Raw genomic sequence first — 20,743 nt, 5'->3', positions numbered from 1 at the left:
TTCAAATCATCTCTTCCGGCTTCACCCATTCATCAAACTGTTCTGCCGTCAATATTCCCAACTGAATTCCTGCTTCTTTCAAAGTGGATTTTTCTTTATGGGCAGTTTTTGCAATCTTTGCTGCTTTATCATAGCCAATATGTGGGTTAAGAGCCGTCACAAGCATCAGTGAATTTTTTAAGTTATGTTCGATCGTTTCCAAATTTGGTTCTATCCCCCGTGCACAATGTTCTTCAAAAGAAACTGTAGAATCGGCTAACAACCGTATAGAATTCAGTACATTAAAGATAATCAGTGGTTTGAATACATTCAGTTCAAAGTTTCCAGAAGATCCACCCACGTTGACTGCCACATCATTTCCTATCACTTGAGCGGCTACCATCGTCATGGCTTCGGATTGTGTGGGGTTTACTTTTCCTGGCATAATGGAAGAGCCTGGTTCATTTTCAGGAATGGAAATTTCTCCAATCCCACAACGAGGACCTGAAGCCAACCATCGGATATCGTTTGCGATCTTCATCAGTGAACAAGCAATGGTTTTCAAAACTCCACTCACTTCCACAAGGGAATCGTGGGTAGCGAGTGCCTCGAATTTATTTTCCGCAGAGACAAAGGGAAGTCCTGTTTCTTTGGCAATGGCCGCTGCTGCTTTCACAGCAAATTCGGGATGGGTATTGAGGCCGGTTCCCACTGCTGTTCCCCCAAGGGCCAACCGGTATACAGAAGGTAATACTCGTTCGATTCTCTCTACCGAATATTTGAGTTGTTGCACATACCCAGAAAATTCCTGACCCAGTGTGAGTGGGGTGGCATCTTGCAAATGAGTACGGCCAATTTTGATGATACCAGCGAAGTCTTTTGTTTTTTGTTCCAATGTGTCATGGAGCGTTTGTAAAGCGGGGATTAGTTTGTGAACCAAACTTTCCGCGCAAGCAATGTGCATGGCTGTGGGAAAGGTATCGTTGGAACTTTGGGCTTTGTTTACATCATCATTGGGATGGATGGGATTTTTCGAACCGAGGACTCCCCCTGCGATTTCGATCGCTCTATTGGAAATCACTTCATTCACATTCATATTGGTTTGAGTTCCCGATCCGGTTTGCCATACCGCAAGGGGAAAATGGTCATCCAAAGTTCCAGCGATGACTTCATCTGCTGCCTTCGCAATGAGATCGGTTTTTTCTGCGGAAAGGATTCCCAATTCCAGGTTTGTCTGTGCAGCTGATTTTTTTAAAATCCCAAGAGCACGAATCATCTCCCTTGGAAATTTATCTGTTCCAATGCGGAAGTGGTGGAGAGAACGTTCGGTTTGTGCACCCCAATAACGAGTGGCATCCACTTCGATTTCACCCATAGAGTCGGTTTCGATTCGTGTTTTCATATTCCCTCGAGAATCAATTATAAATTGTATTCTTTATGTAGACAGAGCTGGGTTTGGGAATCGAAAAAGAAAAAGTCAGGATTGAAAAAGTCGTCACCCTCCCGTTTTAGAATCTACGGGAGGATCATCACCATAAAAATTAGAAAGGTTGGTAGAACGCAAGGTAAGCTGCAAACAAACCCAAAAGTGGAAACACAAACCAAAGGATTTTAGCAAATTTTTCTTTTTTAGAAGCCATTGCTAAAAGTCCACCAAACGCAAGCCAGATGACGATTTTCAAAATGACCCAAACTGGCATCGCCGCATGGGATATCCCTCGAAACTTCATGAGTCCAAATCCTGCAACGAAAAGAAGTATGAGGGCAACACCGTGAGTGATGGCAGCTACAGTTTTGAATTTGTTTTCCGATTTTTTCCCACCATTGATGGTGTAGAGGGTAACACCTCCGAGGGATAAAAATAACAAATACATTCCGAAAATATGGATGAGTTTATAAGCTTCGTATGACACAAAAGTCTCCTTAATTCTGCTCTATTCTTTCAGATAGAACCATTCCTTGCGAGATTTTTCTCTTTCCAGGGGAGGAAAAAGAATTAGGGTTTGGAGAATGGAATCTAAGAATTTGCAAGGTTCGGGAACTAATCCAAACTCGGCCCAATCAAAAAAAACACTCCTTGCCTTACGGGGAATTCCCGGATCGGGAAAAACTACCTTAGCAAAAACTTTGTCTTTATCCAATGGAGCACCCATCTTCTCGATTGATTCCTTTTTTGAAAATGAATCGGGTGAATATAGCTTTGATTTTAAAAAAAATCATCTAGCCTACAAAGAATGTGAATCAAAAACCAAAGAGGCTTTGAAAGAAGGAATCCCCTTTGTCATCGTTGACAATACTTTTACTTTAGATTGGGAACTAGAACCTTACGAACGTTTAGCGAAAGAATTTGGATATTTATTTTTTGTGGTCACTGTCGAAAACAGACATGGTGGAAAGAATATACATCAGATACCGGAAGAACAGATAGAAAAGATGAAGGCAAAGTATCGGGTGGTTTTGTAATCGGGTCGGGTATGAGAATTGATCAATCCTTACATTTCGAAAAATATATAAAATGTTTTTGAACCGAGGATCCTCTATTCAGTTTTTCTTTTCGAAAAAATTCACTCCTGGTAGTCCTCGAAAATCATTATCTTGAGTCCACAGAGTTGCTTTGTTTAATTGGGCCGTAGCATAAATGATGCTATCTGCCATAGGTATTGACTTTTCCGCACTGATCTTTGCGGCATAGATTGATATTCTAGAATCTAAATTGACGACCGTGCCGAGTTGCATATGAGCTACCATTTTTAGAGCAAGGTCCTCACCTCGTTCTTTATACACTTTTTTGAAGATTTCAAATAAGGACAAACTGGGCACAATTAAGATTTCTGTTTTTTCAATGGGTTCTGCAAATAGATGCGCTCGACTCGTTCCAGTGAAATATTCTAACCACCCAGAGGAATCAACAACATTCAAATCCGATCGCCATCCCTATCTAATTTTGGATCCATCCCGAATAGTGAACCCTTTAATTTTTTAATGGGTTCTATGGGGATGAGCTCCATTCGATTCCCAAAAGTTATGATTTCGAGTTTCATCCCAGCTTTGACACCGATTTGTTCGCGTATTTCTTTTGGAATGACTACTTGAAATTTTGGTGAGACGGTTACTTTACCCATATCGATACCCCTACCGTAATACTATATGGTAATCGATCAAATGTCAATGGGAATAGATGCTAAAATGTAGATGGATTTTCATCTAACAGAAACTGAGAAAAGGAAAATTAGTTTGAAGAAGGATTGGTGTGAGTTTTTCTTATTTTCAAAAACCAAGTAGGCAAAAAAAATCCGTCACTTAAACAACGTTAAGCGACGGATTTATGACAAACTAGATTATCTCCAGTTGTTAGTTTTAGGTTTTGCGATGTTTACTTTCATCTCACGGTTAAGGATGTTTTTTCCGTTAAGATCTTTGATCGCGTTATCAGCTTCTTTTCCATCTTTCATTTCGATGAATCCGAAACCTTTAGAACGGCCAGAATACTGGTCAGTGATGATTTTTGCAGAAGTTACTGCCCCGTGAGCTCCAAAAAGTTCACTGAGTTTTCCTTCAGTCATATCGTAAGAGAGGTTGCCAACATAAATGTTTACTGACATAGTTTTTATCCTGTTTGTTAAAGTTGACTCGGGAATTCTAGATTTACAATCGTCGGAACCCTTGACGGGATTTTGGGTAAGAACTCCAGAAAAATGCAGGGAAAAACTTGGGAAAGCTACCAGCGTGCAAGCTTGAAAGGACTACTTCGGCGGTGAAAATCAACAATACTCTGAATCTTCTGTCAGTCTAATTACCCTTTCTAAAAAAAGCAATCTGAAAGAAGACCCAGAGGGAAAATATCGAAAAAAGAAAATTCTAGTGGTGGTGGTGTCCGCCCGGACCATGCACATGGCCGTGTTGTAATTCTTCTTCCGTTGCTTCACGAATGGATTTAATTGTTACCGCAAAATGGAGGGTTTCTCCAGCTAACGGGTGATTGCCGTTTAGGATGACATCGGCATCCCGAACTTCTTGGAGATATAGAACCATTCTACCTTCTGGTGTGTCGGTTTGAAATTCCATTCCTACTTCTAACTCGGCTTCTTCTGGAAGTTCTGTTTTGGGAACTTGAAAGATCAGAGCTTCGTTATATGTCCCATAACCATCTTCAGGTGGTACAGTTACATTTTTAGAATCTCCGTTCACTAATCCTTCTAGTTCTTTTTCCAAACCGGGAATGATATTTTGCCAGCCGTGGAGGTATAATAACGGTTCGTCCGATTGGTCCAGAGTTTCTCCCTGGGCGTTCTTTAGGTGATAGGAAAATCCTACAACCATTCCTTTGCTGATGGTTTTTGACATATTCATTACACTTTACCAATGGAAAAAAATACTGCAACCGAATAAAAGGTTGGTACCAAATTGTAATCGAAGAAATTGAACCTTGGAAATATCACATCTATGAATTGGTCACTACTCATTCAAGTTTTAGGTGGACTCGGGATTTTCATCTACGGGATGAAATTACTAAGTGAGTCCTTACAACGTGTGGCGGGAGATCGGCTTCGTTCCTTTCTTTCCTCTATGACACGCAATAGAGTGTCCGCTGTTTTTAGCGGACTTTTTATTACATCTACAATACAATCCAGTTCGGCAACCACCGTTCTTGTGGTTGGATTTGTAAATGCTGGTTTAATTTCGCTCGCCCAAGCTATCGGTGTTATCATGGGGGCCAATATTGGAACCACCATCACCGCATGGATTGTATCCTTTTTAGGTTTTAAGTTTAACATTGCATCATTCGCTCTGCCTGCTGTTGCCGCAGGGGTGATCTTAAATTTTTCACGGAAAGAAAGTAGATCTGGTTGGGGAAGTTTTCTCATCGGATTTGGATTTTTGTTTTTAGGTTTGGATTATTTAAAAACAGCCGTTCCTGATAGTGCCAAGGATCCAGAAAGTTTTCTCTTCTTACAACAATACACAAATATGGGATTCAACACCATATTGTTGTTTGTTTTGATTGGAGCATTGCTAACCATTGTCATCCAATCTTCCTCCGCTTCCACGACGATTACCATCACACTTGCTTTTTCCGGTTATATACCAATTGATGCCGCTTATGGTATGATCCTTGGTGAAAACATCGGAACTACGATTACGGCAAACCTTGCCGCCATACCAGGAAACCGAAATGCTAAAAAGGCAGCCTTGGCGCACACAATGTTCAATGTGTTCGGAGTCTTATGGGCCTTACTTTTCTTTAAGATGTTTACGGGAATTGTAGATGACTTAATTCCTGGTGATCCACTCACAGATAAAGAATCCACAAGATTCCATATCTCTCTTTTCCATACGATGTTTAACATCACAAACACTCTACTTCTCATTTGGTTTGTGAATACAATCACCAAAGTAGTGAGTGCCATCGTAGATGGACTGGCTTCCAAATCAGGAAAAGATAAAGATTCGATTCGACTTTTGCAAGCTGGCGCTGTAAAAACTACGGAACTTGCGATGGTGGAACTAGTTGAGTTCACGAAAAAAATCATTCGTGATACATATGACTTCCTTCGTTTAACAGAACAAATTTTATTACAACCGTATGATGCGGCTCGTGTCCTTCAGGTATTAAAAAAAGAAGAAGAGTTAGACCAAGTGCGATCGGAAGTCCTTACTTACCTAAACCAAATCCAAGAGACCGGTATTACCGGAAACTATGCGAAAGATGTTTTAGGAATTATGGAAAGGGTGAAGGCCGTGGAAGAAATGGGTGATAACTTTGCATCGATTGCAAGAAAGATGCGAAAATCACACCGCCAAAAGGTATCTTTGGACAAAACGTTCGGTCATTCAGTAAAAGAACAAATGGATTTACTCAAACACCACTACGACATTCTACTTGTGAACTTGGAACAAAGTGAAACTTTTGATATCCTTGGTAATCCACAGATTCGTAACCAAAGCCGTGAATACCGTTTCCAAATGATTCGTTCTATCAAAAAGAACGATTCTAAAGTGAAAAAGAAAAAGTATCAGAAAAAAGAGAATTTGATGCCGGCTCTTCTTTATCGCGATATTTCTCGTAACTTGGATAATATTTCCAGATTATTGAATGCGGCAATTTATGCGGACGTTTAGTCCGCATTTTCTGTTATGTAATTTCAAATAGAATCAAAGTTATATCATCGTCTGCGGGACCTTCTTTGTTCCGTAGGCGAATGTGTCCATCAATCCCACCATACAAAGATTCCACCGACTCTGCTTTTCTTTCCAGTAACCAATTCAGTAGTTCCTCTTCGCCTGAATCTCCATTTTCCCACAAATCCCAAATTCCATCGGTAAATAATAAAATTTTATCTCCAGGGAATAGTTTATGAATTTCTTCATGGTATTGTACTTCTTTGGAGTAACCAATGAGTTTGCCTTTGGGGCGAATCACTTCGATGTTTGTAGAATTTTCATTGAACTTGTATAAGGCGGGATGACCTGCATTTGCAATCTTTAGCTGCTTTAATTCCAAATCGATAAAGATAGCGCTAGCAGTCAAAAATTGATTTTTATAATTTCCGGCAAGGGAAACGTTGATACTTTCCAAAACTTTCCCTGGTTTGTTAGCAAAGGCCAGAGTTTGCATATAAGCAATCTTTAACATGGCCGCTTCTATGGCTGCGGGTACACCATGTCCTGTCACATCGGCAATGAGTCCACAGATTTGGTGTTTGCCATAAACGGTAAGATCGTAAAAATCACCTCCGACTAAAGAAGCAGGAAAGTATCCCGTTTTGATGATAAGTCCAGGAAGTTTTGGAAGAACTTGCGGGAGCGTGGATTCTTGGAGTTTTTGGGCTAGTTTTAATTCTTTGCCATAAGCAATTAACTTTTGTTTGTTGATCTCTGCTTTGAATTGGATTTTATCTTTTTCTTTGCGAACAACTGATATCCTATCTCCTAGACCAAAGGCCATAAGCAAAACTTCGATCGCCATTCCCACTTGAAATGAATTTTCTGTGAATGCATTCACTGGTAAAAATCCCATATATCGGAGAACGGTGGCAAGCCCACCCACAATCACCATCAAGTATCCAGAAAAATAGAATCGTGCTGGCGGAAATTTTTTTATGAAGGCAATGTAATAAGAAACAAACAAAGCAAAAAATGCGAGTAAAAAGGAGAAAATATCTCCCGCTTGGTTCATAAGTCGATATGGTAAAAAAGGGAGGAGACAGATGCTAATGATAGGAATAGTAGCGAGAGCCAAAAACCATTTGTAAATTAGAGGAGCATTTTCCTTTAGATTCATAAAGGTGATACTCATCGGAAAACAAGTGAATAAAAATAGAAAGTAGAGGAGATTATGTACATTGTATACAAACTCAGGTGAGTTTGGAAAAAACAAAACAGGTAACAAACCTTGGAGAGAAAATTGAAACAAAATTGCAGAAATTAGTAAATATAAAACATAAAATATATATGCTTTGTCTCGTACCATAAAGTAGACAAAAAGATTATAAATACTCATCACACCAACAATCCCGAAAAAAATACCTTGGAGGAGAGTGTCGAAAGAGACAAAGGTATAAAAATTCTTTTCTTCTGCCACCATTAGCGGAACGGACATGGAACTATTGGTTTTGACACCTACAAAATAAGTAACTGTTTCGCTTGGTAATAAATCCGCTGCAAAACTAAATCCTCTATAGTCTCTGTCTCTGTTTTCAAAAGGATATCGTCTTCCTTGTTGGTTCTCGGATATATCACCTGATTCACGTAATGCGAAAAATCTAACATCGTCAAGCAAAGGATATTTGATATACGTGATGATTCGTTTGTATTGGTTTTCATCATTATGAATGATAAAACAAAACCAATATTGTTTGTCGGTGTTTCCGAAATTAGGAATGACTCCGCCTGATTTTTGTAAATCTGCCGTTTGGAACTGGTGAGAAACATCATCCACCGAATGAATGGTAGAACCTGCAGTAAAAAAAACTAAATGCTTAGAGAGGTCATAGGTAGTTCCATTCGTGACAGAAAGCGGAACTGGCTCTGTGTTTGGACAGTTTTTGGGGGTAGCGAATATGTTTGTATGAAGGAGACATAACAGAATTAAGGTGTAGGTCTGTTTCATACAGGAAGGTCACAACTATCAGACGAAGACCTTCCTTTGTAAATCTGTTTGTAGCGGAAAAAAAGGAATTAAGCGGTGACGGCAGGAATTCCTGCTAGGATACGAAGGGAGTCGTAAGCCTTTTCTTTTTGTTCCACTTTGGTTTTGTTCACAGCTTTGCGGATGATGACATCCCATTGTTTTTCTGGGTGTTCCATTTTCATGTTTTCCAGAAGTTCTAGAATGTTTTCATCATCGGCTGCGTTAAAAATCTCATCCGAATCATACCGAAACATTCCAAAAAGGGAATCTATGTAGTCACCCACGCTCATGGCTTCTTTTTCACCAGGTTGGATCTTTTTCTTTTCTGCTTTTCGCAGTTCTCGTTCCCTGCGTTCTAGTTCCGTGCGTTTCATCTGATGGCCTCTAGCTCGTTTGCATTGGTTCCAAGACCATGTTTTCAAAAGGCAGGAGGGGGGACACCAAATTTGTCCAAAAATTGGCTCGATTTTTGGCTTGGGTGGCTAAGTATGGGGTAGATGCTCTGCAAACGGTGGGTTGCCGGTAGTCTGGCCTTGTTCCTTTGCACCCAATTCCTATTTTTAGGAAGTGGGCTCCTTGGGTATTGCCTAGAGTCCAATTCTAAAATTTGCCATTGCAACCATGGATCTAAAAAAGAAAAACATGGGAATGCGGAAGACAAACTCTTTTCCGAAGGTCAGGACAGTTCTGTGTCAACGGCCCATTTGGATGAGCACGGCATCACAAAAGAACTCGCCCTGAAACCCAGTTGCCATGATGCCAAAGATGGCGAGGCCCATCTTTGTTCTTGCAAAAAGAAAAAAAAAGACGCGCTATCTTTGCGAACTCACCACCAAACTATGGATAGACCTAATTTAGCTTTGGGTTTTGCTGTTCCTGCTGTGATTTTTTATACAATTGATGAGTCTCCCTCCACTCTTCTGGATGGAAAAATCCCCACTTTACTTCGACCACCCCGCGCTTAAGTTTCTTTAACTACAATTAAGTCTATTGGTAGATGATTTCTTTATCTACTGATTCAAAGCAACAATCGTATTTTAGAATATTAGGTATTTATGAACATATTTAAGAAGTTTTTTATTATCCTTTCGGTATTAGGAGTTGTTTCCTGTGATCCGAATTCCAAATCAAATGACAACGAAACATTAGCATTGTTGGCCTTGGCAATTCCACAAGCTGTGAATTTGAATTTTGAGGCACTAGCGAATGGACAGACTTTAGTCACTGGCTCGAATATTAATGCAGATGGTCGAACGGTTCAGTTTCGTGACTTTCGAATGTATATTTCGGAAGTGAAACTTGTAAAAGCTGATGGGTCGACTACAGATGTGACTTTATCTTCTGACAATGTTTGGCAGTCCAATGGAGTGGCTCTGGTGGATTTAGAAACAACCCAGACAACGGAAACAAATACAAAGGTTTCGGGAACTGCGCTTGCAGGTAGTTATACTGGAGTTCAGTTTACTGTTGGTGTTCCAGAAACTTTGAACCATTTGGAACGTACCAATCAAACTGCACCTTTAAACAACGGCGCCATGTATTGGTCTTGGACAGGTGGTTATAAACATGCAAAGATTGAGTTTAGTCTAGATTCAGGAACAAATTGGACAAGTTTACATTTAGGGTCAACCGGTTGTTCTGGAGCGCCTAACTATGGGAACTGTACAGCAAAGTATAGAGCTTTAATTCAACTGACAGGCCAATTTAGCTCTACAAATCAAAAAGTTTCCTTTAACATAGACCAATTGATTAATAGTCATAATCCGGGTGCCGCCGCGTCATGTATGCCACTACCGATGATGGGGGGGCCTGCTCCTTGCACTACCTTAGTCCAAGCTTTTGGATTAAATACAAGTGGGTTGGTAGATAGTTCCCTCACCCAAAGAGTGTTTAGTCTAAAGTAATTTAGTTTTACTCGGTTGTTACGCTTTAGGTAGCGACCGAGTTTTTAAAGGATATTTTTTATGAATTCATTTCGTTTTCCTTTCATCATTTTTTTTAGTTTTCTTTTTGGGTGTAATGTTCTGCCGTTCCAGAAAAAAGAAAACAACCAAGATATGTTACTCGCAGCTCTTGGAATTTTGGCCACTGCATCGGACTGGGTTTGGGATTTGCCCCCGGGATTTCCTGTGCCGAATGTTCCTTCAGACAACCCAATGTCGAAATCTAAGGTCGAACTCGGCAGACATTTGTTTTACGAGAAGTCACTTTCGGGAAATGAAACGATGTCATGTGCTAGTTGTCATTTTCAATCTTTAGCATTTGCGGATGGAAAGGATTTTCCAACTGGAATCACGAATGATGCTCATCCCAGAAATGCACAACATCTATCGAATGTGGCTTATATGCCCAGACTCACTTGGAGTAATCCCAAAATGACAAGTTTGGAAATTCAGGCTCGTGCTCCTATGTTTGGAGAAAGCCCAATTGAACTTGGTTTGTCTTCCAATTCCTTTCTGGATAAACTAAAATCAAAATCTATTTACCAGACTCTTTTTCGAAATGCATTTGGTAACGCTGACGCTGCTGTCAATGAACAGAATGTAAGATTTGCTTTAGCGAGTTTTCAAAGATCTATGATTTCAGGAAATTCTAAATACGACCAATACACTTTTAGAAATAACAAAGCCGCTTTAACAGCTTCCGAAATTCGTGGATTGAACCTATTTAACGGGGAAAATGCGGAGTGTTTTCATTGTCATGGTGGATTTAATTTTACGGACACTTCCTTTCACGGTGGGGCGACAGAAGAATTCTTTTATCATAGCAATGGAATTCATAATGACGCATACTACGCAGGTGTTCCAAGCAACAAACGAGGGTTATTTGATTTAACTGGTGTTGCATCAGATACGGGAAAATTTAGAGCACCTTCCTTACGAAACATTGGTGTTACCTATCCTTATATGCATGATGGGATTTTTATGTGTGCGGATGCAAATAATCCAGACAAACCAGCGGGTGCCGGGAAATCAAAAGTAGACTGTGCTAGAGATGCACTCACCCAAGTGGTGGATCACTACCGTTCAGGTGGACAGGCACATTCAGTAAAAGATGCAACTCTGATTCGGGCTTTTACGATTACCAATTCAGAACGAGATGATATGGTGAATTTTCTTTTGGCTCTCACTGACGAAGAGTTCTTAACCAATCCCAAGTTCGCGAGTCCGTTTTGATGAAACGAATGAAGTTTAAGCCACTTTTAGTATTTCTGGTTGGATTTTTATTTTCCCACTGCACCTTCGGCTCAGTGGGAAATAGCGATGAAGAAAAGCTTACCATCCTACAGAATCTCATTTATTTCAACAATACTCAGTTGGTTTCTGTCGGAACAAACCTTCGAAGTTATGATGACCAAGCGGATGATAATTTAAACCAATTTAGTTTAACGAGCGCTGGACCTACTACATACAATATCACAATCCAATCAAGTTCTTACATTCAGTGGGAAACGGGAACGTATCGAATCAATCCGCCAAATCAGACGTTAGGTGTCTCGACAACTGCTTCGGAGAAGAGTTCTACAGCAACAGTGAAAACACATACACCCTATACAATACCCTTGGATTTACCAGCAGATGATTTGTATGGGAAAACCTATCCATTTTTATCTGCATCGACTGTTCCCAACATAACACAATTCAATAGTACGATGGAAACAGGAGCCAGTTTCCTTTATCCCAATACAAGGCTTTCGAACATGCCCCTGGGAGTGGTGGCAGTGGCCAATGTAAGTTGGGAAGAGATTTATATTCGGATGACAGTGAATGGAATAGATATAACAATTCTACTTCCACAAGGAAATAAATCTATCACACCCAAATGCAAAATTCCGATCAAATATGGACGTAGTGGTAATATTGAAATATTAATGTCACTTTCTTCTTTATTCAAAGACAGAACTGTCTCAGGAACACCAATTCAATTCTTAGATCAACTGCCCGGCGCTGGCCCCGTTGTTATATCTAAAGTCTCCAATATTCCTTTATACAATATCCTTCTCCAAAATCTCCAAGCCGAAGATATCGTTTTTAGTTTTCCTGGATGTTTCCCTGGAGTGGAACGATGAAACAAATTTTTATTGTATTAATACTTTCTTTTTTATGCATTCAGTCCCTATATTCGCATCACACGGGTTCGTCGGATAGTCCGAATGCAACGGCAAGATTTGTGGATCCCTTTACTGGGAAACGAGAGAAACCAACAAACTATTTAGTCATGACCCAAGATTATTACCAGTCCACACGAGAGAATAGCCATCTCTTTACAACCACGGCTTTTGCAGAGATGAATTTTTTTGATGGTCGGTTTGCTCTCAATGCTTCTGTTCCTTGGAATTATTACCAACAAAGAGGGAGAGAGGATGCGGCAAGGATGGGAAAAACTTACCTGGGTTTTAAATACCAACCCTTCTTTGATTTGGACAAACCTTACTTTTTTGTGATCGAAGGTTCTGTTGGTTTTCCGAGTGGACCCGACACGGATCGGTTTACTGGTGGAAATTATTATACGGGCTCAGGATTTATCAAACTTGGTTATTTGTATGAGAAGTGGTCTTTCGTTACAAAGATTGGTGGACTAAATCCGCTTTCTAGACCTCAACCAAACAACTTACAAGACAATGACGGAATTCCATTTTATCTGAGAAGGCCATCGGCTTCGCCACCGGAACCAGAATATGAATTTAAAAAAACCGCACTTGTGTCGGCTTATGTGACGTATTATTTGATGCAGGAGATTTCTCTTTTTACAGGACTCTTGTATCGCAATCCGTATAACGGTGTGGATTATTCCAAAGAAAAAGACAAAGCCAATCCCTCTTATTTTACGGAGGCCAGTGCAGGGTTTTCTTGGAATTTTTCGGAGAAGTATAATCTAAGTCTTGCCTATAGATACCCCTTACAAAGGGATCGTGAGTACAGGCTCTACCAATCAGCCTGGACATTTGCCTTTTCTATGGAGTGGGGAAGCGATTGACAACTGATGCCTTTTTTAAAACGTTCTAAGAAACTCTATAAATTTTATTCGTAAAAGGTAATCTATGAGCAACGTAGAAATCGTACCAGTAGGGGAACTTCCACCTATTGGAGTTGTGCCCAAAAAAATGCACGCGCAGGTCATTCGCCCGGAACGTTACGGCGAACCGAAAACTTCTTTCCAATCAGAAGTCATTGATGTTCCGGAGATCGGTCCGAACGAAGTTCTCGTGGCCACTATGGCTGCTGGAGTTAACTATAACAACGTTTGGGCAGCCCTTGGGTATCCGGTTGATGTAATCGCAGCTCGTAATAAAAAAGGCGAACCAGAAAAATTCCACATCGGTGGATCTGATGCTTCCGGTATTGTCTATAAAGTTGGTGCTGAAGTTAAGAATGTAAAAGTGGGTGACGAAGTCGTTGTTCATTGTGCAATGTGGGATCCAAAAGATCCATGGGTTCTTTCTGGAAAAGATCCGATGTATGCACCTTCCCAAATCATTTGGGGATATGAATCCAATTGGGGATCCTTTGCACAGTTTTGCAAAGTGCAAGACCACCAATGTTTACCACGCCCACAACACCTAACTTGGGAAGCATCCGCAGCTTATATGTTAGTTGCTGCAACCGCCTACAGAATGTTACACCATTGGAAACCGAACGATGTAAAACCAGGTGATGTTGCACTGATTTGGGGTGGAGCCGGTGGACTTGGTGCCATGGCTATCCAAATTGTAAAAGCAGCTGGTGGGGTTCCGATCGCAGTTGTTTCTTCTGATGACAAAATTGATTTTTGTAAAAACTTAGGTGCTACTGGTGTGATCAACCGTAACAAGTTTAAACATTGGGGAGCTCTTACTTCTGACATCAACAAACCAGAAGCATTTGTGGAATGGACCAAACAAGCACGTGAATTTGGAAAAGCCATTTGGGACATTGCTGGAAAAGGCAAAAACCCTCAAATCGTTTTTGAACATCCAGGCGAAACGACTCTTCCTACTTCTGTATTTGTTTGTGAAACAGGTGGTATGGTTGTGATTTGTGCGGGAACCACTGGTTTCAATGCAACAGCTGACCTTCGTTATCTGTGGATGAGACAAAAACGTCTGCAAGGTTCACACTTCGCAAACGACGACAATTGCCGTGATTTGAACCAACTCGTGATCGATAAAAAAGTGGATCCAGTTTTGGCAGAAACATACAGTTTTGAACAAACTGGTGAATGCCATCAATTGATGCGCGAAAACAAACACCCATCAGGAAACATGTCAATCCTCGTTGGTGCAAAAACTACAGGTCTTGGGAAGAAGTAATTCTTTCCAGGTTAGTATTTAGAGTACATGTCCCCGCCCTATTGAGACTGGGTGGGGTTATCCACCCGCCACCCAGTGGCTCCATCTACCATGAAACGTCCGTTTTGTGAACCAAGTTTTCATTTTCTTATTTTTTATTTTTGTAAAGTTCATGTTTTGACAAAGGAGAGAGGCAAATGTTTCCACGAATTAATTTAATTACTTTAGGGGTGTCCGATTTAAAACGCTCCATCGACTTCTATGAAATTGGCCTTGGTTGGAAACGATCAGAAGAAAGTAATGATAGTGTTGCTTTTTTCCAAATAGGTGCGGTCGTCTTTGGTTTGTTTGGTGAAGAAGATTTAGCAAAAGACATCGGTATCCCTTTTCAAAAACGTCAGGAGTTTTCGGGAATTACTTTGGCACAAAATCTTACAAGTGAAGCGGAAGTGGATTCAGTTATTGAGAAGGTGCGGGCATTAGGTGCAAAAATTTTAAAAGAACCGCAGAAAGTTTTTTGGGGTGGGTATAGTGCATATTTTAAAGACTTGGATGGTCATATTTTCGAATTAGCATTCAATCCTTTTTTCCCGTTAAATGAAAAGGGAGAAATCGTTTTAAATAAATAATTTTGAATCGAATGCACTTTGAATAAAAAATAGATATTAGCAAAGGGAATTTTATGAAACAAGCACAGATCTCTCGTTTTGGTTTGGATCATCTAGAAGTGATTGAGGTTCCAGATCCTGAAGATCCAGGTTCTACCGAAGTTTTGGTTCGATTGCGAGCTGCTTCACTCAACTACCGAGACTCCTTAGTTGTCGAAGGAAAGTACAATCCAAAATTTCCACTCCCTTTGGTTCCCTGCAGTGATGGAGCGGGTGAGGTAATAAACATAGGCTCGCAGGTGACAGAATGGAAAGTGGGAGATCGTGTCCTTCTTACCTTTGCTCCCAAGTGGATCGCGAGAGAAGCCACTCACTCCGAAATGAGACATACCATTGGAGGTCCACTTCCAGGAACCTTGCGAGAGTTAGCTTTAGCGCCAGAAACCGGACTTGTTCGAATTCCATCGCATTTATCTTACGAAGAAGCGGCAACCTTACCTTGTGCGGCCCTCACTGCATGGTCTGGACTTTTTCAATTTAGCAATTTAAAACCTGGGGAATTTGTCGTCGTACAGGGAACAGGTGGGGTTTCTATCTTTGCTTTGCAGTTTGCTAAACTTGTTGGTGCTAAAGTAATTCTTACTTCTTCCAGTGACGAAAAGTTGGAACGCGGAAAAGAATTGGGTGCAGATTTTTTAGTCAACTATAAGGAAACACCGGAATGGGGAAAGGAAGTTCGCCGTATCACGAATAAAGTGGGTGCTGATCATATCATTGAAGTAGGGGGAGCCGGAACTTTAGAACAATCCATTGCCGCCTGTCGTCCGTTTGGTGTGATCCATTTGATTGGAATTCTTGCAGGTAAATCAGGAGAATTGAATTTACTTCCGGCTGTTATGAACAACTTAAAAATCCAAGGCCTAGTTGTCGGAGGAAGAAAAGCTTTTATCGAAATGAACCAAGCGATCGAAGCCTCTGGATTACGTCCTGTTGTTGATAAAATATTTTCTTTGGATGAATCTGCGGATGCGATTCGTTATTTACGATCTGGATCTCATTTTGGAAAAATTGTCATTCGGATATAAAGAAAATCCTCCTAAGGAGTCAGCTGTCATCCACCAAACAAAAAAATAAAAGCTAGTCCACCCTGGCAATTTCCCTTGATTTTCGTTCGGTTAGTTGATACGCAATTAAACAAAAATTAAGTTATAGTTTTTAATTTATATTGAAAGTTTAACAGATAGTTGTTGACGATATACGGTCGTTAGCACCTAATACCTAAAGGTTTAATGTGAAATTCTATACTCTTTTCCTAATTTTTTCTGTATTCGTTCTAAATTGTTCGTCTTCAAAACCAGAGTCTTCTTCAGAGGATTCTTTGTTATTGTTGTTGCTCGCTGCACCAAGAAGTGGATCAAGTGGCACAGGTACAGATGGTTCTGCATGCACTTCGAATGCTAATTGTGCTTCTGGTTTTTTATGTGTAAGCGCTTTTAACTTAGATCAAACTTCTACTACCGATAGATGTAAAACAATCCCAACCACTAGCGGGAATATTGCGATAAATGGTACACCATCGAATGATTCGATTATAACACCTAGACCATTGGTTGACTTTGATCTGAATGTTACATCTGCTGGGAATCATATCATCACGGCATTTACAACAACTAGTACTGTTGATTTGGTATTGGAGCTAACAAACGCTGCAGGGACAGTAGTCATCAGTGCAACAGATACTAATCCATCTGGTAATAGTAGAGAACGCCTAAAGGAAAATTTGGCGATTGGCACATATCGTGTTAGAGTAAAAAGTTATTTTGTTTCTGGTAATTTCGGGGGGACTGTAAAGGTACAAGTTGTGAATAATCCAACTGCAGTAAGTAGTGGAGGTAGTTGTAATTTTTTGACAAATGCGGGTGGAAGTTCCTGTTTTGACTTTTCAGCAGGAAATACTTTTACTTCCGCACTCTGTGGTGCTGGGGGAACTTACAATGCAACAAGCAGTTGTGCCACGGTCAATGCAGGAGCTACTCCAACAATAAGCGGCAGATGTTCCTATTCTATAAATTCTACCACTGCAAATGGCCAGGGAATCGTTACTAGAGTGTATTATAGTGCCGGAACTGGAGTTGTTGCAGCTGTAAATAATACTGTCGCTTCTGGAGATTGTAATGGTAATACATTAGATAGTTTGGGAAGAGCTATTTTTCAATAATGCCAAAATCTCTAATTTTATTTTCGCTATAGGGAACAAATTATTTTTTTTGTTATTCTTTGTGTGATGTGTTCATTTCTATGATCTATTTGTAATATATAACTTATATTACAAATAGAAGTTCTTACTTCTGGGCAATTAATCTGTGTCAGATTTTGAATTCATTACAGAATTTCTTTCTATGTCTAACGCTATCACAGATAAATGGATTTCTATGAGAGCTAACACAAGAGAGATCACCATAAATAAAAGTGAAGAAGCAAATAAAATCCAAGCCACGATGTTATAAAAGGGAATCATACCCATAGAGCATGTACATAAAATCAAACTAAAGATTCCTGCACTTTGAGAATATAAAATCAAAGAAATTCGAAATCTTAAGTTGTGAATTTGTTTTTCTAAAATCTCAGATTTCGATTTTTCATATTCTGATAAAAGTTGTCTGGAAAGTTTAGCAAGTCCAAAAAAACGATTGGTATAAGCAAGCATCAGTAAAGAGATCGCTGGAAACAATAACCCCGGTATACTATAAGTTAAGTTGTCCAACTGGTTCTCTTATTTTGAAATCGTACAAAATGTTTTGCCATCGTAGATTTACGAATTTTGGTTTAGGTGGGAAATGAAAACACCTGGGCCTGCACTAGGCCCTGTGGTAACGAAAGTTAGAAGTCTATTCTTCAGAGAAAAGGTTGTTCAGCGAATCGATCAGAGTATCAACCTCTACACCGTAACCCATACAAACTTGTTCTATAGTTTCTACTTCATTGATGGAACAATGGGAACATCCACCTAAATGGTAGCTGGAGAAAACTAGACCTGCTTCTGGGTGGATTGCGATCGCCTCGCCCACAGTCATTTCTTTAAAAAAGCGCGGTTTTGTAGTTTCAGTCATCTTAAGAACCCTCAGAAAGGAAATTACTATACAAATATTGGACTGTGCTCTATTCGTCAATGGAATGTTTACCCAGGAAAACGGGAAATTTTATGTCAGAATTGAGGGAAGGTTTGAGTCAGCCCATTTCCTCTACCAGTACTTTGCCGATGGCTCCGATGAGCCCATCCACGGCCATTCCTGGAAGGTGGAAGTATTCTTGGAAGGGAATACAAACCTCCGGCCTGATGGCATCTCCTATGATTTCTTAACAGCGAGGACTCGCCTCACTGAGCTTGTGCATTCCATTGACCATATTCTAATCAATGACCATCCAGATTTTAAAGGGATCAATCCAACGTCAGAGAATGTCGCTCGTTGGTTTTATTACGGTTTGAAGGCCGATGTGAAATCCTCGGACGGGAGAATCCGTCGGATTGTGATCCACGAAGGACCTGAAAATCTAGCTTTCTTCGAACCCAATTTAGAACCATGATCTATCGGATTGGTAACAATGGTTAGGTACTACTCCTCAGTTTTATTCGTATGACTCTATAAAAAATCTGAAAAAAGAACATTGGCTTCAAACTACTTCCGTAGCTTAGTTTTTGACGTAAATTTTACTTCAGCGAACGTTCGTTTGTGATTTAAATTCGACATAATCTAAAGATCGATTGAAACTCTGCGAATTAAGACTGACATTCGTTCAACATTTGTCATATTTTTTTATTGCACTTGTTTTAGTTTTTTTCATAAAAATTTAACATCTTAATCGATTGCTTTTCTACCGGCTAATTATGAAAATCGATACAAGACTCCATGCCACTTACGGAAATCAAACATAGTTTAGGTCATATCCTGCTTGTGGAGGATGAAGCCATACTGGCTATCTCTCAATCAGAATTTTTGAAAAACAAAGGCTATTCCGTGCAATATGTATCAAATACAAGTGATGCTTATGACTATATAACATCAGGTGAGAAAGTAGATTTAATACTAATGGATATTAATCTTTCTGATGGTATGGATGGGATCCAACTTGCAGAAAAAATTCTTCTCTATCGTGAAATTCCAATATTATTTGTAAGTGGTTATTCAGATAACAAAATCTTGGATCGTGTTTGTAAAGTGAAGCACTATGGCTTCGTTCCAAAAATCTCCAGTCCGGATATTATAGAGTGTATGATTAGATCGGCACTCCAACTTTACAAAGCAGAACAAGCATTAGCCTTTCGGGAAAACGAACTTAGGATTACTTTTGAAGCAATGGGGGATGGTGTAATTGTTCTCACTCCAGAAGGATTCATTCGGGAGATTAATCACAAAGCTCTTGATATGTTGGGTTATCAAAAATCTGAAGTTTTAGAAAAGGACCTCAGTTCTTTTTTATATTTAGTTCAAGCAGACACAAGGTCTAGAGTATCTTATCCTTTTTTAAACTCTTCCCATGATCTAAAAACTACAGAACGAAGGAATGATTTGATTGTTGTTTCTAGCACAGGTCGCGAAACGCATGTTACTGAAACCATTTCACCCATTTTGGATACTGAACAAAATTTAAACGGAATTGTTATCGTTTTTAGAGAAACACCGGACACTCCCGTTATGGTTCCGCCAAAAGACGGGGAAAGTTTATACGCAAAGGTATTCCAACTCAGCCCTATTGCCATGGCAATCTCTACAGTTAAGGATGGAACCTATTTGGATGTGAACTCTTCTATGGAGAACATCTTTCAATTAGAAAAATCCAAGGTTGTTGGTAGAAAAACAGCAGAGTTTAAAGCATGGAGTAATCCTGAACAGAGCGAAAGACTAAATAAAATCTTTAAGGAAAAAGGCCGAATGTCCGGTGAAAGGATGTCTGTAGAACATTCCGATGGGAAAAAATTTGATGTTCTCGTGTTTAGCCAAGCTTTTGAAATTGCCGGCGAACGTTTCATTTTATGGATTAACTTAGACGTAACCAAAAATTTAGATATGGAAGACCGACTGGCAAAGTCTTTAGAAGAGAAAGATGTTTTGCTCAAAGAATTACAACATCGTGTTAAGAACACACTGGCAATCATTTCTGGGCTTTTGAATTTAGAATCTTTTAAGGTTGAAAATGAAGTCGCCAAACAGTCGTTTTTGAATGCTCAGTCACGTATCATGTCTATGTCTAAGGTTTATGAAAACCTATACCAATCAGAGGATTTAGAATCTGTAGATCTACGTAAGTACATTGAAGATTTAGTATTTAGTCTTCACGATATCTTTGTTCTCAACCCAACTAAAGTTCGATTTGATGTGAAGTTGGATGACATTCGTTTGGATTTAAAACGTACTTTACCATTGGGATTAATCCTCAACGAATTATTAACCAACGCTTTAAAGTATGCTTATCCCAATGATAAAGGTGGAGATATCCGTATTCAGTTATCACGTTCGAATGAGAGTATTATTTTATCGGTTGGGGACGATGGAGAGGGATTACCGGATTCAGTGAATATCGAAAAAGGAAATCATTTCGGTTATGAGTTGATCCGTAGTTTGACCTCTCAATTAAAAGGAGTTTTCTCTTCTGTTTCTAAAAAGGGAGAAGGGTTGAATATCATGATTTCTTTTCCAGAGCAAAACAAAGACAAAACTACTTAAACGATTTTCGTTTCCTAACTTTCCTGTCTCATCT

At 39.8% G+C, this 20,743-nt stretch carries 23 protein-coding genes; 13 read left to right on the top strand and 10 right to left on the bottom strand.

The genetic code is table 11. From position 1 onward, the window contains the following. Position 1: 1 nt before the first annotated feature. Both fumC and JWG40_RS16870 read right to left on the bottom strand, forming a co-directional pair. Complete coding sequence (gene fumC / locus JWG40_RS16875) at positions 2-1,381, bottom strand: class II fumarate hydratase (RefSeq protein WP_205286933.1); 1,380 nt, start codon at positions 1,379-1,381, stop codon at positions 2-4. Positions 1,382-1,520: 139 nt separating this feature from the next. After that, positions 1,521-1,853: a hypothetical protein gene (locus JWG40_RS16870; RefSeq protein ID WP_205286967.1), complete on the bottom strand. Its 333-nt coding sequence runs from the start codon at positions 1,851-1,853 to the stop codon at positions 1,521-1,523. Positions 1,854-1,989: 136 nt separating this feature from the next. Between JWG40_RS16870 and JWG40_RS16865 the strand changes: the two genes are divergently transcribed. Further along, a complete protein-coding gene (locus JWG40_RS16865; RefSeq protein ID WP_232369449.1) occupies positions 1,990-2,442 on the top strand; it encodes an ATP-binding protein in 453 nt (150 codons plus the stop codon). 78 nt (positions 2,443-2,520) lie between these two features. Here JWG40_RS16865 and JWG40_RS16860 read toward each other — a convergent pair whose 3' ends face one another. The 4 genes from JWG40_RS16860 to JWG40_RS16845 form a co-directional block, all read right to left on the bottom strand. Next, positions 2,521-2,898 (bottom strand): type II toxin-antitoxin system VapC family toxin, encoded by a 378-nt coding sequence (locus tag JWG40_RS16860; protein WP_205286932.1) that lies wholly within the window; start codon positions 2,896-2,898, stop codon positions 2,521-2,523. Beyond that, positions 2,895-3,101 carry an AbrB/MazE/SpoVT family DNA-binding domain-containing protein gene (locus tag JWG40_RS16855; RefSeq protein WP_205286931.1) on the bottom strand — a complete coding sequence of 69 codons (207 nt, stop codon included), beginning with the start codon at positions 3,099-3,101 and terminating at the stop codon, positions 2,895-2,897. The genes JWG40_RS16860 and JWG40_RS16855 overlap by 4 nt, the downstream gene beginning before the upstream one ends. 216 nt (positions 3,102-3,317) lie before the next feature. Next, a complete protein-coding gene (locus JWG40_RS16850) occupies positions 3,318-3,581 on the bottom strand; it encodes an RNA recognition motif domain-containing protein (RefSeq protein WP_012390051.1) in 264 nt (87 codons plus the stop codon). A gap of 256 nt (positions 3,582-3,837) precedes the next feature. Then, positions 3,838-4,329 (bottom strand): FKBP-type peptidyl-prolyl cis-trans isomerase, encoded by a 492-nt coding sequence (locus tag JWG40_RS16845; protein ID WP_205286930.1) that lies wholly within the window; start codon positions 4,327-4,329, stop codon positions 3,838-3,840. 93 nt (positions 4,330-4,422) lie between these two features. Between JWG40_RS16845 and JWG40_RS16840 the strand changes: the two genes are divergently transcribed. Further along, entirely contained in the window at positions 4,423-6,099 is a 1,677-nt protein-coding gene (locus JWG40_RS16840) for a Na/Pi cotransporter family protein (protein ID WP_205286929.1), read from the top strand. A gap of 13 nt (positions 6,100-6,112) precedes the next feature. On the opposite strand, the gene JWG40_RS16835 is transcribed toward JWG40_RS16840, so the two are convergent. Both JWG40_RS16835 and JWG40_RS16830 read right to left on the bottom strand, forming a co-directional pair. Further along, a complete protein-coding gene (locus tag JWG40_RS16835) occupies positions 6,113-8,089 on the bottom strand; it encodes a 7TM diverse intracellular signaling domain-containing protein (RefSeq protein WP_205286928.1) in 1,977 nt (658 codons plus the stop codon). A gap of 68 nt (positions 8,090-8,157) precedes the next feature. Next, entirely contained in the window at positions 8,158-8,484 is a 327-nt protein-coding gene (locus JWG40_RS16830) for an LB_289 family protein (RefSeq protein ID WP_205286927.1), read from the bottom strand. A gap of 123 nt (positions 8,485-8,607) precedes the next feature. Here JWG40_RS16830 and JWG40_RS16825 point away from each other — a divergent pair, with 123 nt between their 5' ends. The 9 genes from JWG40_RS16825 to JWG40_RS16785 all read left to right on the top strand — a co-directional run bounded on the left by JWG40_RS16825 (position 8,608) and on the right by JWG40_RS16785 (position 17,204). Beyond that, on the top strand, positions 8,608-9,075 hold the full coding sequence (locus JWG40_RS16825; protein ID WP_205286926.1) for an LIC_11090 family protein: 468 nt from the start codon (positions 8,608-8,610) through the stop codon (positions 9,073-9,075). 90 nt (positions 9,076-9,165) lie between these two features. Next, positions 9,166-10,014, top strand: a complete 849-nt coding sequence (locus JWG40_RS16820) for an MbnP family copper-binding protein (protein ID WP_205286925.1) — start codon at positions 9,166-9,168, stop codon at positions 10,012-10,014. Positions 10,015-10,074: 60 nt separating this feature from the next. Continuing rightward, positions 10,075-11,286, top strand: coding sequence for an MbnH family di-heme enzyme (locus tag JWG40_RS16815; RefSeq protein ID WP_205286924.1), 1,212 nt, complete (start codon positions 10,075-10,077; stop codon positions 11,284-11,286). Positions 11,287-11,294: 8 nt separating this feature from the next. Further along, a complete protein-coding gene (locus JWG40_RS16810) occupies positions 11,295-12,179 on the top strand; it encodes a hypothetical protein (protein WP_205286923.1) in 885 nt (294 codons plus the stop codon). Continuing rightward, on the top strand, positions 12,176-13,087 hold the full coding sequence (locus JWG40_RS16805; protein WP_205286922.1) for an LIC11086 family outer membrane transporter: 912 nt from the start codon (positions 12,176-12,178) through the stop codon (positions 13,085-13,087). Before JWG40_RS16810 ends, JWG40_RS16805 begins: the two co-directional genes overlap by 4 nt. A 64-nt stretch (positions 13,088-13,151) precedes the next feature. Beyond that, entirely contained in the window at positions 13,152-14,399 is a 1,248-nt protein-coding gene (ccrA, locus tag JWG40_RS16800) for a crotonyl-CoA carboxylase/reductase (RefSeq protein ID WP_205286921.1), read from the top strand. Positions 14,400-14,575: 176 nt separating this feature from the next. After that, positions 14,576-15,007, top strand: a complete 432-nt coding sequence (locus JWG40_RS16795) for a VOC family protein (RefSeq protein WP_205286920.1) — start codon at positions 14,576-14,578, stop codon at positions 15,005-15,007. 53 nt (positions 15,008-15,060) lie between these two features. Continuing rightward, positions 15,061-16,071, top strand: coding sequence for a zinc-dependent alcohol dehydrogenase family protein (locus JWG40_RS16790; protein ID WP_205286919.1), 1,011 nt, complete (start codon positions 15,061-15,063; stop codon positions 16,069-16,071). Positions 16,072-16,364: 293 nt separating this feature from the next. After that, the gene (locus JWG40_RS16785; RefSeq protein WP_205286918.1) at positions 16,365-17,204 is read left to right on the top strand and encodes a hypothetical protein; all 840 of its coding nucleotides are present in this window, start codon (positions 16,365-16,367) and stop codon (positions 17,202-17,204) included. A gap of 138 nt (positions 17,205-17,342) precedes the next feature. On the opposite strand, the gene JWG40_RS16780 is transcribed toward JWG40_RS16785, so the two are convergent. Together JWG40_RS16780 and JWG40_RS16775 are read right to left on the bottom strand one after the other, a co-directional pair. Continuing rightward, positions 17,343-17,750: a DUF2721 domain-containing protein gene (locus tag JWG40_RS16780; protein ID WP_205286917.1), complete on the bottom strand. Its 408-nt coding sequence runs from the start codon at positions 17,748-17,750 to the stop codon at positions 17,343-17,345. A 124-nt stretch (positions 17,751-17,874) separates the two neighbouring features. After that, on the bottom strand, positions 17,875-18,096 hold the full coding sequence (locus tag JWG40_RS16775) for a DUF1858 domain-containing protein (protein WP_002973441.1): 222 nt from the start codon (positions 18,094-18,096) through the stop codon (positions 17,875-17,877). Between the two features lie 64 nt (positions 18,097-18,160). Here JWG40_RS16775 and JWG40_RS16770 point away from each other — a divergent pair, with 64 nt between their 5' ends. Together JWG40_RS16770 and JWG40_RS16765 are read left to right on the top strand one after the other, a co-directional pair. Continuing rightward, positions 18,161-18,571, top strand: a complete 411-nt coding sequence (locus tag JWG40_RS16770) for a 6-carboxytetrahydropterin synthase (RefSeq protein WP_205286965.1) — start codon at positions 18,161-18,163, stop codon at positions 18,569-18,571. 323 nt (positions 18,572-18,894) lie between these two features. After that, a complete protein-coding gene (locus JWG40_RS16765; protein ID WP_205286916.1) occupies positions 18,895-20,709 on the top strand; it encodes a PAS domain S-box protein in 1,815 nt (604 codons plus the stop codon). Positions 20,710-20,743: the final 34 nt, after the last annotated feature.

This window comes from Leptospira abararensis (genome assembly GCF_016918735.1).
GTDB lineage: Bacteria > Spirochaetota > Leptospiria > Leptospirales > Leptospiraceae > Leptospira_A > Leptospira_A abararensis.
The sequence above is the reverse complement of the archived record's forward strand: the minus strand, read 5'-3'. Positions and strand labels throughout refer to the sequence as shown.